This window comes from Ruegeria sp. AL7, assembly GCF_056536105.1.
Window position 1 is genome coordinate 2,661,913 of the sequence record NZ_JBQFJF010000001.1, and the last position, 13,722, is coordinate 2,675,634.

14 protein-coding genes and 1 tRNA gene are annotated in these 13,722 nt (G+C 54.5%); 4 read left to right on the plus strand and 11 right to left on the minus strand.

The window, feature by feature from the left end:
* Position 1: 1 nt before the first annotated feature.
* The 5 genes from ACR3E2_RS13360 to ACR3E2_RS13380 form a co-directional block, all read right to left on the minus strand.
* A complete protein-coding gene (locus tag ACR3E2_RS13360) occupies positions 2-598 on the minus strand; it encodes a metallophosphoesterase family protein (protein WP_480482384.1) in 597 nt (198 codons plus the stop codon).
* Positions 599-655: 57 nt separating this feature from the next.
* Positions 656-973: a hypothetical protein gene (locus ACR3E2_RS13365; RefSeq protein ID WP_480482382.1), complete on the minus strand. Its 318-nt coding sequence runs from the start codon at positions 971-973 to the stop codon at positions 656-658.
* Between the two features lie 176 nt (positions 974-1,149).
* Entirely contained in the window at positions 1,150-1,308 is a 159-nt protein-coding gene (locus ACR3E2_RS13370) for a hypothetical protein (protein ID WP_480482380.1), read from the minus strand.
* Entirely contained in the window at positions 1,305-1,718 is a 414-nt protein-coding gene (locus ACR3E2_RS13375) for a hypothetical protein (RefSeq protein ID WP_480482378.1), read from the minus strand. The genes ACR3E2_RS13370 and ACR3E2_RS13375 overlap by 4 nt, the downstream gene beginning before the upstream one ends.
* Entirely contained in the window at positions 1,706-1,975 is a 270-nt protein-coding gene (locus tag ACR3E2_RS13380) for a hypothetical protein (RefSeq protein ID WP_480482376.1), read from the minus strand. The genes ACR3E2_RS13375 and ACR3E2_RS13380 overlap by 13 nt, the downstream gene beginning before the upstream one ends.
* A gap of 94 nt (positions 1,976-2,069) precedes the next feature.
* Here ACR3E2_RS13380 and ACR3E2_RS13385 point away from each other — a divergent pair, with 94 nt between their 5' ends.
* Positions 2,070-2,294 (plus strand): helix-turn-helix domain-containing protein, encoded by a 225-nt coding sequence (locus tag ACR3E2_RS13385; RefSeq protein WP_456036516.1) that lies wholly within the window; start codon positions 2,070-2,072, stop codon positions 2,292-2,294.
* On the opposite strand, the gene ACR3E2_RS13390 is transcribed toward ACR3E2_RS13385, so the two are convergent.
* Complete coding sequence (locus ACR3E2_RS13390; protein ID WP_480482374.1) at positions 2,291-2,935, minus strand: helix-turn-helix domain-containing protein; 645 nt, start codon at positions 2,933-2,935, stop codon at positions 2,291-2,293. The two genes, ACR3E2_RS13385 and ACR3E2_RS13390, sit on opposite strands and share 4 nt — an antisense overlap.
* 907 nt (positions 2,936-3,842) lie before the next feature.
* On the opposite strand from ACR3E2_RS13390, the gene ACR3E2_RS13395 reads away from it, so the two are divergent.
* On the plus strand, positions 3,843-4,433 hold the full coding sequence (locus ACR3E2_RS13395; protein ID WP_480482372.1) for a tyrosine-type recombinase/integrase: 591 nt from the start codon (positions 3,843-3,845) through the stop codon (positions 4,431-4,433).
* A 397-nt stretch (positions 4,434-4,830) separates the two neighbouring features.
* Here the strand turns inward: ACR3E2_RS13395 and arsJ are convergent, their stop codons facing one another.
* The 5 genes from arsJ to ACR3E2_RS13420 all read right to left on the minus strand — a co-directional run bounded on the left by arsJ (position 4,831) and on the right by ACR3E2_RS13420 (position 11,114).
* Positions 4,831-6,096, minus strand: coding sequence for an organoarsenical effux MFS transporter ArsJ (gene arsJ, locus ACR3E2_RS13400; RefSeq protein WP_480482370.1), 1,266 nt, complete (start codon positions 6,094-6,096; stop codon positions 4,831-4,833).
* Positions 6,093-7,091 (minus strand): ArsJ-associated glyceraldehyde-3-phosphate dehydrogenase, encoded by a 999-nt coding sequence (locus ACR3E2_RS13405; RefSeq protein WP_480482368.1) that lies wholly within the window; start codon positions 7,089-7,091, stop codon positions 6,093-6,095. The genes arsJ and ACR3E2_RS13405 overlap by 4 nt, the downstream gene beginning before the upstream one ends.
* A complete protein-coding gene (locus ACR3E2_RS13410) occupies positions 7,088-7,921 on the minus strand; it encodes an arsenate reductase/protein-tyrosine-phosphatase family protein (protein ID WP_480482366.1) in 834 nt (277 codons plus the stop codon). The genes ACR3E2_RS13405 and ACR3E2_RS13410 overlap by 4 nt, the downstream gene beginning before the upstream one ends.
* A gap of 591 nt (positions 7,922-8,512) precedes the next feature.
* Complete coding sequence (locus tag ACR3E2_RS13415; RefSeq protein ID WP_480482364.1) at positions 8,513-10,102, minus strand: SIR2 family protein; 1,590 nt, start codon at positions 10,100-10,102, stop codon at positions 8,513-8,515.
* Between the two features lie 358 nt (positions 10,103-10,460).
* Positions 10,461-11,114 (minus strand): hypothetical protein, encoded by a 654-nt coding sequence (locus ACR3E2_RS13420; protein WP_480482362.1) that lies wholly within the window; start codon positions 11,112-11,114, stop codon positions 10,461-10,463.
* Positions 11,115-11,565: 451 nt separating this feature from the next.
* On the opposite strand from ACR3E2_RS13420, the gene ACR3E2_RS13425 reads away from it, so the two are divergent.
* A tRNA-Thr gene (locus ACR3E2_RS13425) sits at positions 11,566-11,641 on the plus strand.
* A 328-nt stretch (positions 11,642-11,969) separates the two neighbouring features.
* Positions 11,970-13,310: a hypothetical protein gene (locus tag ACR3E2_RS13430; RefSeq protein ID WP_480482360.1), complete on the plus strand. Its 1,341-nt coding sequence runs from the start codon at positions 11,970-11,972 to the stop codon at positions 13,308-13,310.
* The last annotated feature ends 412 nt before the right edge of the window (positions 13,311-13,722 follow it).

Below are 13,722 nucleotides of genomic sequence, written 5' to 3' on the forward strand. Positions count from 1 at the left end.
TTCACGTGGCCGCCGATGATGCGCACAGGGCGATCAGTTCGCGCAGCGGCAGGTGGTGGGTCATAACTACGGTCGGGCCATCATATGGGGCACGCAGGGCGGCGGGGATCGCAGCTTTGTCCTGCGCATGACGTTCCAGCATGTCGTCGATGGTAAAGCGGGTATCGGGCGCGGTGTGAATGGCATGGTAGTCCTGCATGTAGGCCGAGACCATGATCCGCGCGAGGTCGTCGAACTCTGGATAGAGTTGCAGATTCGTCCAGAGCGTCGCGCCGATGATACGGACGCCCGCGATTTCGGTCTCGGCCCCATGCAGAACGCGGACGTCGAGGCCTTCGGCGCGCAGTTCGGTAAGCTGGCGCTCCTCCTCGGTCAACAGTTCCGCCCAGACCGAGCCATAGGGTTCATGATTGCCCCAGATCACCACGACCGGGCAGCTATATTTGTGCGCGGCATACGCCGGAATCTCCAGATGCCGCCCTCGCGTGTGCGTATCGCCCGCTATCAGAATCCCGTCCAGCGGAGCGGACAGATCGGGCAGGTCGAAGCCGCCCCAGAATTCGTCAAGCAGGTCGCTCCAGACCAGAAACCGCGCCATACCGCGCCCTCATTTGATCGTGTGATAGTGCTATCGCCCTATATCTCCATCGCACGCCTATTGCAGATACACCCTGATTGCATCCAGCGCCTTAGCCGATCCGGCAAGGCTGAACCTGTGCGCCAGCCCGCCAAAGCCGACTTCGGCCCATTCCGCCGCGCGGATGTTTTCGACGAACAGCGCGGTCGCGCCCATGCCTGCGGCGGAATAGTTGTCGAACAGAATCTCGCCGCCGCGCGCCTCGAAGTCCAGCATCTCGCCGTTCGAGAAGGTGAGCTGCACCCGTTCCCGCGCTTCTGGAACTTGCCCGCCTGGCAGCACCTTCACGGCGCAGTTGTCAAAGGTGCAGGCCCCGTCCGGCCCCAGCTCGCTCACCTCGTCCGAGCGTATGAGCCAGATTTCATCCCCCGTCTGGCGGCGCGGGCTGACATCGCCCGTCGCATTGGTGAAGGTCCAGAATTCGGCCCCGCCTTCCAGTGATGCCTCGAAATATCAGCCCCCGGCCATGACAGGGCTGGCGAGCGCGATCAGCGCGGCGGTGAACAGCGTTTTCATTTCTTCAAATCCTCTGCCGGAATATCGACCCCCGCATCGGCCAGCGCGCGGGCGATGAGTTGGCTCATCGACAGGCCGCGTTTGATCACCTCCAGCCGCAGAGCCTTGTGGCCCTCGGCGCTGATGTAGAAAGAGGTGTGCTTCTGCTCGCTCATGCGGTGGCCTCGCGGTGCAGGGCAGCGAAGCTGCGCAGTGCCATGGTCAGGGCCTCAAAGCTTATTGCGTTATCGGTGAACACAGCGTTGCCCGCCGTGACGCGCAGACCATAGCCGCCGCGCGCACCCACGCGGATATCGAATTGCGCCCCCGTTTCCGGCGCGTGCAAACAGCGCGGGCTGTGCCAGAATTGCTCTTGATCGGCAGGAACCAGATCGGCCTCCAGCCCGAGCTGCGCATCGAGCAGGATATCCAGAACGAGGTCCAGCCCCCCTGCGGCGCGTTCCTGATCCTCAATCGTGGCGTTGGTCTGGGTCTGCGTAACCCAATGCGGCACGGTGAACTGGACAAGAAAGGCCTGCAAGCGGCGCTGCACGCCGTCCGGATCGTGAAGGTTCAGCGATACCATTTTTCGCGCCCCTCCGATGCGACAAAGATTCCGGCAGCGATGGCGAAAGGTATGGCGGCAAGCCCACCCAGCAGCATGAAGCCAATGACGTCGCCTGTGACAAGAAAGCCAAGCCCGACGAGGAGCGGCAGCAGGCCAATCGCCGCCACGATACCAGCCCGAACCTTCAGGTAGCGCCCAGTGAACCCCGCGCCCAGAACGCCCTTCTTTGCGCCGCAGGACGGGCAAACCCGTGCCTCTTCGTGGATCTCGGTCATACAGTGGGGCATTGGGGCATGGGTACTCTCCAACTCGTCGAATGTATGTTAAAACAGGTAGATTTAAAAGCGTCAAAGCACAATAGCATTGTGCATGAAAACGACGCCCAAGAGCCCCCTGCGAGACATCGTCGCGCGCAATATGCGCAAGCTGCGCGCCGAGCGTGGCTGGTCGCAGGAGTATCTGGCGAACGAGGCCGGGCTGAACCGAACCTATCTCAGCGCGGTCGAGCGCTCGGAACAGAACATCTCGATCGACAACCTGTATCGGGTGGCCGAGGGGTTCGGCGTTGAGGCTTGGACGCTGCTGAAGCCTTAGGTGTCGTCTCCAAGATCTTGATCAACAATGGCCTGCCAGGCAGCCATGTCCCGTTCATAACCGTGCGGTCGATCATCATCGCCGTAGTCGTCAGGATTAGGTGGTTGGGGGAGATTTTCCGGATGAAATTTGTACCTGGTAAGGACTTTAACTGATCCACGGATCATCTCGGGATCCACGCGGGGCCAGTCACCTGTATCAGCCATGACGGCATGTCGAGCAACTTTCATCCGGGTCTTCCAATCCATGGTTGGATACTCGCGATCCAGAAACTCAAGGATTTTCATGAGGTCGTCGATTGCACTCTCAATGATCTGTGGTGTCGGCTTGAGAGAACGTCCCATTAGGAGCATATCCAGATCGACGTCGATCATGGTTGCGAGCCTAGCAAGTGAGTCTGAAGGAACAGGCCGCGCGCCACTTTCATAGGTATAATATGTGCGCGGCGTGATCCCCATCAGATCAGCCATATCCTGTTTCTTTAGCTGTCGGTTGATTCGAAGGGTTCGCAAGTTTTCATGCAGAGGCGACACAGGGGAATGATATGCCCGCCTGTAATCGAGCAAATCTTGCTTCATTCGCTCGCGTTTGGCCTGCTCTTCTTCTTCAGGTGTAGGCGGTTTCTGCGGAACAAACGGCATGGCACTCCTGATTTCGGAACATATGTTCCGAAAATGTAGAATATTTGTACTGTCGCGTGACTTCTTACCTATGGCCTGCAACTTCTTGCAAGAGTTTACGAAGATTGCAGGTGGAGAAATGTCGGAGCTTCTAACGCAGAGTCAGACACCAGAGGCGTGGAGCGTGAGCTTGCGCGAACACGGCGTGCATGTTTCGCCCCGGCTTATCCGGGAAAAGGCGCACAGGACCGGGAACTTCTACAATATCGGTCGTTTGATGTAGCTGACACCCGAGCACCTCGAAGCGCTGATCAAGTCGTCACAGAAAGCGATGGGCCAATAAAGATGAATGGTGCGCCCGGCTCCTCTTTCGGTTCGGAAATTCTGGCAACGGGCAAGACACCGGACCAGTGGGTCGAGGTGTTGGTCAGCCGTGGGATCCGGATTACCGAACGAACGGTTCGAGAGAAGGCAAATCGGCTGGGTGCACGATTCAAGATTGGAAATGCGATGATTATCACCCCATCGCAACTCGACAGAATTTTGATGTAGAGCCAAGGATGCCGCTCGAACCCTACCAACGCGGATCGGTCTACTGGGTCAAGGGCTGGATCGAATACAACGGTCGACCGATCGCCGGTCCATATCGCAAAAGCACGCGAGCGACTACTGAGGCTGCGCAAGGGACTGGATAAGGGATGAAACGGAACTTCAGATCCGTAAGCATGTCATCGGCGAAGAACACACCTTGCGATTTGCTGACGCCGTTGAGATTTATCTCCCGTCGCCCCAAACGGCGAAGCAGCTCCTGCCGATACTGGAAGAAATCGGGGACTTGCCTCTCGGTGCGATCACGGGGGCGCTACTCAAGAGCCTTGGACCCAAACTGAAACCGAAGGCTTGCACAGATACTTGGTGGCGCGAGATCGTGACTCCGGCGCGCGCGGTCATCAACAACGCGCACGAATTCAAGGGGACGCCACTCCTGCGGGTTAAACGGTATGACAAGTTCGAGCGGATTGCCCAAGATCAGCGCAGGCAGAAAACCAGCCGAGTTGAGCGCATCCCGGCAACGCGCGAATGGATCGAGGCGTTTTGCGCGGCGGCCGATCCCTACAATGCCGCGATGGCGCGCTTCATGTTTGAGACGGCAGCGCGCATTGACCAGGCGATTTCAATTGAGCCGGACGATCTGAGACCCGAAACCTGCGAGGTTCGTATCAAGGCTCAGAAAGGCCATGCCGAAAGCTGGATTGCAGTTTCTCCCGAAATGATGGCTGAGCTTGAGGCCTTGCAGCCGAAGCGGCCCAAGAACCTGAAAACCGGACAGCTCCTGTCTCCCCGTGTTTTTGGTTACGGCAGCTCGACCGGCTCTAACAACCGCTGGAAGACGATCTGCAAGCGTGCGGGCATTCCATACCTTTCGGCGCACCCCGCCGGGAGGCATGGGTTTTTCACAGAACTGGTGGTCCGGCAGGGCGTTGACCCAGTGACAGCAGCCAGGGCAGGGCGGTGGTAAGATCCCAATCTGCCGATGCGTATCTATGCCCATGCAGAGACCGACGAAGCCGCCATCAGGGCGCGTTTTCGTACGAAGCCTGTACAAGCGGCAAAGCCAAAATCACTTAAGAAACGGAAAACAAAGAAGGAAATCAAAGATGAATAACTCCCTCCTAAGGGGCAGGTTGCAGGTACGAATCCTGCCGGGGTCACCAAAAATACAGGATAATATGTCGGATACCGGGATTCAGCGGCCAGCGGAGTCGTCATGGTTTACTGAACATTGCGAAGGCATATGCCGAAACATGTAAAATTCGCGCCATTCGATTTTCTATAACCTTGCGCAGCCCCGCCGATCAGATCGCTACCAATCATGGCGAGGGCGATTCAGTCAATGAGGTTTCGTTCAAAAACGGTCACGTCAGTGCGTCGGAGGTTTGGTCTGTCAGTTTGCATGAAGTCAGCGCAGCAAGGGCCAACATCACGGACGCGGTGCCGAGGACCATTGGCAATCCTCCGATCTGATAGGTCAGGCCGGACAGAACCGTGCCGATCAGCCGGCCTGTTGCATTTGCCATGTAATAAAATCCGACGTCCATTGTCACGCGTTCGGACCGGGTGAAGGCCAGGATCAGATAGGAATGCAGCGATGAATTCACCGCAAATATCGCTCCGAAGATCAGCAACCCAACCACAAGCGTTGTGGTCAGCCAGGTTTCAGGCCCATTTGACAGCGATACGGCGAATGTTAGAGCCGCAGGAACGCAGAAAAGGACAATCGCCCAATTACGTGCCGCGCGGATCAAATCGCCTTCGGTTCGATCCGCCGCACGAAGGATCTTTGGCGCGTAGGCCTGCACTGCGCCATAGAGGATGACCCACAGCGCCATGAATGTTCCGATCATGAAGAACGCGGAACGGTTGCCGTCGTCGGTGCCGTCCGACAGGGCGGCATAGAAATAGATCGGGATGCCGACCACGAACCAGACATCGCGGGCACCGAACAGAAAGACCCGCGCTGCGGATAGCCAGTTCACATTGGCGGATTTTGACAATATTTCCGAGAATTTCGCCCCTTTTCGCCCCTTCGGCAGGCCCGCTGGCATGAACAGAATAACTGCGAACAGGATCAGTGCCAGAACCGCCGCCATGGCCAGAATTGCCGTCATGAATCCCAACGTGGCCAGCATGGCCGCGCCCAACAGGAAACCCAGCCCTTTGACGGCGTTTTTTGATCCGGTCAGCACCGCGACCCACCGAAACAGCCCTCCGCCCTCGGCCGGGGCCAGTAATTTGACTGATGATTTCGACGACATCTTGGCCAGATCCTTGGCCACTCCGCTTGCCCCCTGCACCATCATCGCAAAGCTGACCGAGGCGGTAACGGTCCAGTGCGGATCAAGCTGCGTCATGGCAAGCAACGCCACCACCTGCAGCCCCAATCCTGCATAAAGGGTGGACGTCAACCCGAACCGGGCGGCAATCCAGCCTGCGGCCAGGTTGGTGACGATCCCAGCAATCTCGTAAAGCACAAACAGATAGGCCAGCTGAACCGGTGAGAATCCCATGGTGTGAAAGTGCAGCAGCACCAACATCCTGAGCGCCCCGTCAGTCAGCATGAAGGCCCAATAAGCCGCCGTGACCGCGACATAAGCCGACAGTCCTTCGGGCCGCTGGGTCACAGCGAGGACCCGACCATCAGCGCCACATCCACCAAGCGGTGCGCATAGCCCATCTCATTGTCGTACCACGCATAGATTTTCACCTGTGTCCCGTTTATCACCATGGTCGAGGGCGCATCGACGATCGAGGAGCGTTTGTCATTGGTGTAATCGGTGGATACCAGTGGGCGGGTCTCATAACCCAGAATACCCTTCAGATCACCCTCAGCCGCCGCTTTGAAGAGGGCGTTGACCTCGTCAACCGTGGTGGCCCGCTCAACTTCGAATACGCAATCGGTCAGCGAGGCGTTCAAAAGCGGCACCCTGACGGCGTGACCATTCAGACGCCCCTTGAGTTCGGGATAGATCAGCGTGATGGCGGTGGCCGAACCGGTGGTCGTCGGGATCAGTGAGTTGAGGGCCGACCGTGCGCGCCGCAAGTCTTTTGCGGGCCGATCAACAATCGTTTGCGTGTTGGTCACGTCATGGATCGTGGTCATCGACCCGTGGCGGATTCCCAGATTCTCGTGGATCACCTTGACCACCGGCGCCAGGCAATTCGTTGTGCACGAGGCCGCTGTCACAATTTTATGAGTCGCGGGGTCGTATGTGCCGTCATTCACACCGACAACGATATTGGCCGTCGGGCCGTCTTTGACCGGGGCCGAGACGACGACCTTCTTCACCCCGGCATCAAAATACGGGGCCAGCTTGGCCTCGGTCTTGAACACGCCCGTACAGTCGATCACGACGTCGACGCCATCCAGCGGTAGGGTGTTCAGGTCTTTCGTGCCGATGAACGGCAGGCGGGTTCCATTCACAGTGATGCTGTCGGCATCAAAGCTGAATTCTGCTTCCCATCGCCCATGCACGGTGTCGAACTCCAACAGATGCGCGTGCATCTGGGGGTCGCCGACGGCATCGTTGATCCAGGCAATCTTTGCCCCCTGTTCCAAGAGTGGCTTCAGGGCCAGTTTCCCCATTCGGCCAAGGCCGTTCAAAGCGTAAGTCGTCATGGTGCATCCTCAAGTGGCGACCGCGCGATTTCATCAACGGCGGATTGCAGTGCGATCCGGTCCAGGCTTTCAATCGGCAGCGATGTAAAGGCTTGAATCCGACGCATCAGCGCGCCGTACGCGTTTTGAAAGGCCAGGCTTTTCTCGGCATCGGTGCCTTCTGCCTTGACTGGATCCGCCATGCCCCAGTGACCGCTGATCGGCTGGCCTTCCCAGGCGGGGCATTCTTCGTTCGCAGCCTGATTGCAGACCGTAAAGACGAAATCCATTTCAGGCGCGCCCGGTCGCGAGAACTCGGATACATTCTTGGAGCGGAGCGCCGATGTATCATGCCCCTTGTCTTGCAGAACCCGAATTGCAAACGGGTTGAGTTCGGAAAACGGTCGTATGCCGGCCGAATACACATTGAACCGATCCCCGCCGATATCCCGCAAAAGGGATTCGGCAAAGATCGACCGGGCAGAATTACCCACGCAAATGAACAACACATTGAACTTTCGGTCAGCCATGGTTTCGCGCCCTTTGGCCAAGGGCATGCAAAGATCGGGTCGGCCACGGCAGCAATCCACGAGCAGGAAATCGAACATGTGCTGCACGTTCTTCATCTCAATCGAATAGAGCAGTGACGTCCCGGATCGTTCCTGCTTGACCAGCCCGGATCGCTGCAACGCGTTGAGATAGTTCGACAAGGTGCTGGACTTGATCCCCAGTTCCGACGCCAGTTCCCCCGCTGGAACAGTGTCAGGATACCGTCGCATCAACATGCGAAATACGGTGATACGTTGTGGGTGGCCAAGGATGGCCAGCTGGTCGGTTATCTCTTCTATCATATTTCATGAAATATAGAATAATAAGTTTAGAGTCAAAACTACTCATGCGTCGTTACAAAAATTTCACAAACTGGAAGCTCGCCCCATTGGATTGATCATTGGCCCAATACGTCGACGACAACCACTGGTGAAAAGGGGGAAAGGCCCGAACGGACATAACTGGTCTTGCAGGCTTTAGGCTGACGGTTTAAATGGGCCATCTCATCCGGTCGAGGCCAGTTCCGGATGACTCAAGGCGCCGCTGTAGCTCAGCTGGTAGAGCACGTCATTCGTAATGATCAAACTGTAGCAACATTTATACATTTTAGATCGGTAAAACCCAATAAAATCAATCGGCAACACTTGGTTGTGTTTGGTACGCGTTGGATCGTAACGCCGGCCTTGTAAAAATTCGCCATTACAAGGATCGTCACATGCCTCAGATCAAGTTCACGGACACGGCTATTCAGACGCTCGCAGTTGAGAAAACGGCGTGGTTTTGCCCACGCTCATACCTGCGTGACCGAAAACGTCGCTGTGTGACGCGCTTTTCGACTCCGTGGCGAAACGACATACAGGCGACCCGTTGGTTGCCCGTCGCATACTCCCTGTTTAGAATTTGTGAAAACCGAACCTGACCCTATCATAGTGAACAGCAAGCTTTTTGTAGTACGTGTGATACGAGTTCTTTTTGTCAAAAATCTTCTCAAAATTGTCGGACAGGAACTTTTGAACGACCGCTAAATCAAACGATTTTTCGTCTAAGAACGGTAAGTACGCCGCAGCCCTATCTTCCGGGAAGTTTTCGACAATCTCCTCCGCTGACATTCCCTTTGCATGCTGGATGAATGGCCGGGTGAAAGAGCCGCTTCTAAAGTTGTTACTCGAGTACTTGTTGAAGAACGGCAGTGCGCTTTCAAATTCTGAATTTTTCAATTCCGCTATCGAAGTGATGCCGACACCGTGTAGATATTTATAGCCTGGAAAAAATGTGCCGTGCTTAGCTGGCATATCAGGAAAGACTTCCGACAATACTCTCTTCGGATCATAGTCGTGATTGTCCAAGACAATATCTTCGAACAGGTTCCGTGGTGAAATGCCTTTATAGCCTTGCTGCGCTAGATCACTTTCCTCTTGCTCGGCTTGTGCCACGCCAACACCTACAACGAACTCAATATCGGCTCCATCTTCAAGGTCGTCTAGATTGGCAACTGCGAGCTTTGTCTCAGGAGAAGTGGACTTCACAAGCTCGTACATCTGTTCCTTACACGCCCTCAAGACTCTGGCTGGAATCTTGCGCCTTACCGTCTCAATCCCTGCATAGACTTCTGAGAAATCGGAGGTTTCGATCACCTGCAAAGTCAGTGCGTATTCGCCAAACTGCATGGTCGATGGGTAGATTTTAGCGGGTGCGGCTTCGCCCGCTCGTTTCACAAAAAACAAGTTTTCTGAAAAGACTTTTAGTTGTTGCTCAGTCAAGCAACCAACGATGCTTCCGAGCATTTCTTGGATGTTTTTGTCATTTAGACTGTACCCAATGAAAAACACTGGGTGTTCAATAAAAATCGTAATCAGCTTCGCTACCAGATAAGAGTACTTCTTTTCAAACGCGTCATAGTCATCTGATGTCAGAACCAAGCTTTCAGGCTTCGTGCAACACCCATGAATTTTGTATATTTCCGCGATAGACTGCGGATTGGAGAAGATGAGTTCTTCTTGCCCAACAAACACTTTATAGAGAGGAAAGACTGCCTCAGCCAAAGTGTCCCAATTGGTGGTGATTACGCCATCAATATCCAATTTGGATAGCAACGCTAGTTCGCTACGCAGGTGTTCACTGGCTGGTACGGTTTTTGACTTCTGCCTGAGGTACTTTGAAATTTCTAATTTCAGGGGAGATGCTTTTTTCCCCATCTTGCTACCCTGCGATTGGCGGGTTTGCTCGAACTGTTCATCTTGCCACCAGTATTCAAAGTAGTCTTCTGCCAAAAGTTTGGCGGCATGTGGCAAACTCTCATTTGCTGAGCCGGAATAGTAGTCAAATGGTCTCACGCCACTTGAGAAGGTAGACAAAAGATCACCCCAAGTCTCCAGACCAATGTACCGCCTAGAAAAACCTGATCCCAGAAAAAGGAACGGTGCCGCTGGTTTTTCGGCCAAAATGGTAGCTATCTCAGAGCTAATTCCGTTCAAATTCGACACGCCGATTTTTCCTTATTTTGAAAGCCGCTCAAACCGTAGCAAAGCGCACACTCAGCAGTACGGGCCCCAGAAAACCCTCATAAGGCGAACTCTGTGCATTCGCAATGAACTGCACATCCGCAGGTCGCCACAAGCGTTGAGCGGCTGTTCTCAGCCGCCGCGACAAGCTGCATATGTTTGCTTTAGGCAAAGGTAAGCTACTAACGCGAAACGCGTTGCACTGCTGCCCTGAACCAAACTGGCTGCATTCTTTTCCAAGGCGAAAGTCAGCCTGCGATCGAGTTGTAACAACTAAAATGTAGGCGCTGAGAAGTGGTTTTATCCGAGAAAAACAGGTTTCGGTAAGCGTCGAAGTGGATCATTCATCGCTGATTTGCACGGGCACCGTCACTGGTTCGATAGTGTCTGGTCGGGAAAATAGCGTCTGCAACCGATGCCAAACCCTATCTATTGGGCTTTGTGTTTTGAGGCCGGGTTCTGAAGCTGCCAATTGCATCGCGAGTCCTTCCACCATGAGTTCCTGAATTTGGCCATAAAGCAGCCAGTCGACTTCTGCGTCCGAAAGTCGATGTATCTCTTCTGCACGGCTAATTTGAGTGTGCAAAATATCGGCAAGTTTTTTTGCAAAAAAGAATTTTTCTGAACCCATCGCCCAATCCGCTTCAATCGCATAGAGCGTTTTTAGGTGATCCGACAGCCCCAAAACCACGACCCAATCGTCACGCGATTTTTCGTAAACTATACCCTCCGGACCGGCTGTTCTAATACGGGCGAATACTTTGTTTAGGTTTCGTGAAAGCTCGAAGGCAGTATCTTGCCTTTCTGCGTCAAGCCTATTTACCGCTGATTGCGGCGAAGCTACTCGATCTATTGCGTTCCCAAGCGCATTTATCGCGCCCAGAAACTCCGCCAATGCGACTATAATAACGCCGACAACAACGATGCGCGCGATGAAACGCCTTTCTGTTATTGATCCCAAAATTCTTTCCACTCGGGTCGGTTCTTTTTCCATGCGCCGGAATCCAAAATTTATCTCGAACTGATGGCAGCTTGCAGCCAAGGATGGCATAAATCCATAGGATCATTGATGTAGCGAGACTTCGAAAGGTATTAAACAAGTCATAGGAAGCGGCCGGTCGGCCATCTTTAGTGAACTGGTGTGTCGTTGCCCGAAGCTGGAGTTACGCAGTTCGGTTTTGGCGGTTTGCTTCGGGCTGAATGTGAACTCGCTTCCTAAGCGGAATTCACAACCCATGTTATGCAGGGCGCAATCAGTCCGTCAGGGCACTGGACAACGAAGAAAGGCGCGTTTAAACGACGTGTCGCTGCCGCATTAGCTCAGCTGGTAGAGCAATCGCTTCGTAAGTAGCGGGTCCATCCGCAATTGACGTTCGCGGCCAGTAGGTTAGAGAAGGCGCACAGTAACTAGTAGGGCCATAGTAGGGCTGCGGAAAAAGAAGGATGCCGCTGTAGCTCAGCTGGTAGAGCACGTCATTCGTAATGATGGGGTCGTAGGTTCGAGTCCTATCAGCGGCACCACCCTTCTCCGAATGCACTCCGATTTTAACACTGGAATCAACACCTTCGGCAAGTTCGTAAGGTGACGTTTGCGCTTTCGATTTTCAGACATACGGGCTAGGCTGCGTTCAGGATTGGCAGATAGAGCCAGTCTCGGGGCGTAGTAACCCCTCCCGTAGCGGTCGGTGCAGACCGTAATGCACCTCCTCGAACCTTATGGTCGGGGAGGCACTGGCGTATGTCCAGGGCTTCGGCCTAAAGGCCAGCGCGGTTGTCTACGGGCGGCTTACTAACTCCCCGGCTGCCAGAGGAAACTCTGGTGGCCGATTTCGTTAGTAGAGGAACCACTATGAGCAGTAAAAAATTGAAGAATTTGGGAATTTCATCTGTAAAGTCATTCGTCCGTTTTCTGATTGTTATGTTGGAACTCGTCTTCTTTATCTTGGCGATGTTCGTGTTACAGAAGGTGAGCTTTGGCGCACTATTAGTCGTTGCTGCACTGCTGTTCTTTGTCTTTGCCTTCACCGTAGTCACTGGCAAGGGCTTTCCGCATTTCCAACATCGCGGCAAAGCGCTGCTCTTTTTGTTCGCTGTGATCATTTGTGTGCAAGGCGCACAGGTGTCCAATCAACAGCAAGAAGAGCGGTTGGCAGCCCTACGTCTGACCGACCCAGATAGTTACTTGTCCGAACTGGCAGAGGTCGATGAGAAACGCTGGCTTGCGGAGCTAGAGGAGCTAAGGCCAGAGGAATTTAAGGCGGAAATCACAAGGCGAGAGCACGAATCTCAAAAGACTGCTTCAGCGGCCAGCAATTCGACACCGACAAAACCAGATGGCGAACAAGCCGCTTTGCAGGTGAGCATTTCAGCAAGCGGAGAAATACCGGATCCTTGCGGCAACGGCGGTCTCGTGCTTAACGATGTTGTCGCTGTCTCGGGCAATCATGAAATCCGCGTCGAACCAACAACGACGGCGTCCAAGGTCAAGAATCGAAAAGCATCTCGGGCAATCGGCGAGGACGTTTTCCATCGCATCGACAGTTCGACGACCGTGAGGCGATTGTGCGCGCAAGCAGATTGGACGAAAGTACAGATCGTCAGCCCAGACTGGCTGACGCATGTGCGAGGTTGGGTTCCCAGCGATAATTTGCGCGAGATTGAGCGCACAGCAAGCAGCGGACGCGTCTATGTAGAAGGTGATTTCTACTGGGACGATGATACCTCGAAGTTCAAGCCGCAGATCATCGCCGTGGTGAACAAGATCGCTAGTGAAAACCGGAACTGCAGGAAACTCGATCCTTCGTCTGTCGCGAAGTCGTCCTCAAAGAGCAAGGCAGGAGATCCCGTATTTTTTGTCACCTGCGGCTCGCTGGAAAGCGCTTTCAATGTTTGGTTCCGGCCCACAGATGCCGAAACAGGACAGCAATTTAGGGCAACGGAACCACTGGCAAAGAGTGTAGCCGTAAACAGTTGTGAGGCCGTAGCAAAACAAGCCGCAGTGCATCCTTCGACAGTTGAGTTCTCTCGACTTTGGGACTTGGCGTATATGCCGCACGTTTCAGGGCGGGCTCGTGTCATTTCCTCATTCACAGCGAAGAACGCGCTAAATTTGGAACTGAAATACCGGATCGAATGCTTGTTCGATGGCTCTACGTTAATTGAGACTAACATCACTGAGAGTATCGGGTGAGAAGCAAATAAGATAGTTTTGCAATGCTGGCCACCTGCGGCGCAGAGGTGCCCAGCGCGTCCTCTGCCGCCCGCCAAGGCGGGTTTGTTCAGGGCGGTGGCTGGCAACCGCCTATAAACCCACAGCGTGGCTGTGGCGTCCGCTAAGGTCGCTTAGCCATTTACCACAGGTAGGCGTCTGTTTAGGCCCTTTAAGGCCCGTGGCGGAGGTTGCCCAGCCCAACACTCAGCATGCGCTCAGCGCAGCGCCATAGCATTGGCAACGATGTAACCGGTAACTGTAACTTTGGTCGAACTAGGGCAAAAAAAATGGGGGGTAGTAGACCCCCCAGTTGTCCGCCATCAGCACCCATGGAACAGACTAGGTTGATTGCGTAGCGGAGGATTTCAGGCTCATCGTAACCATCAGAGAG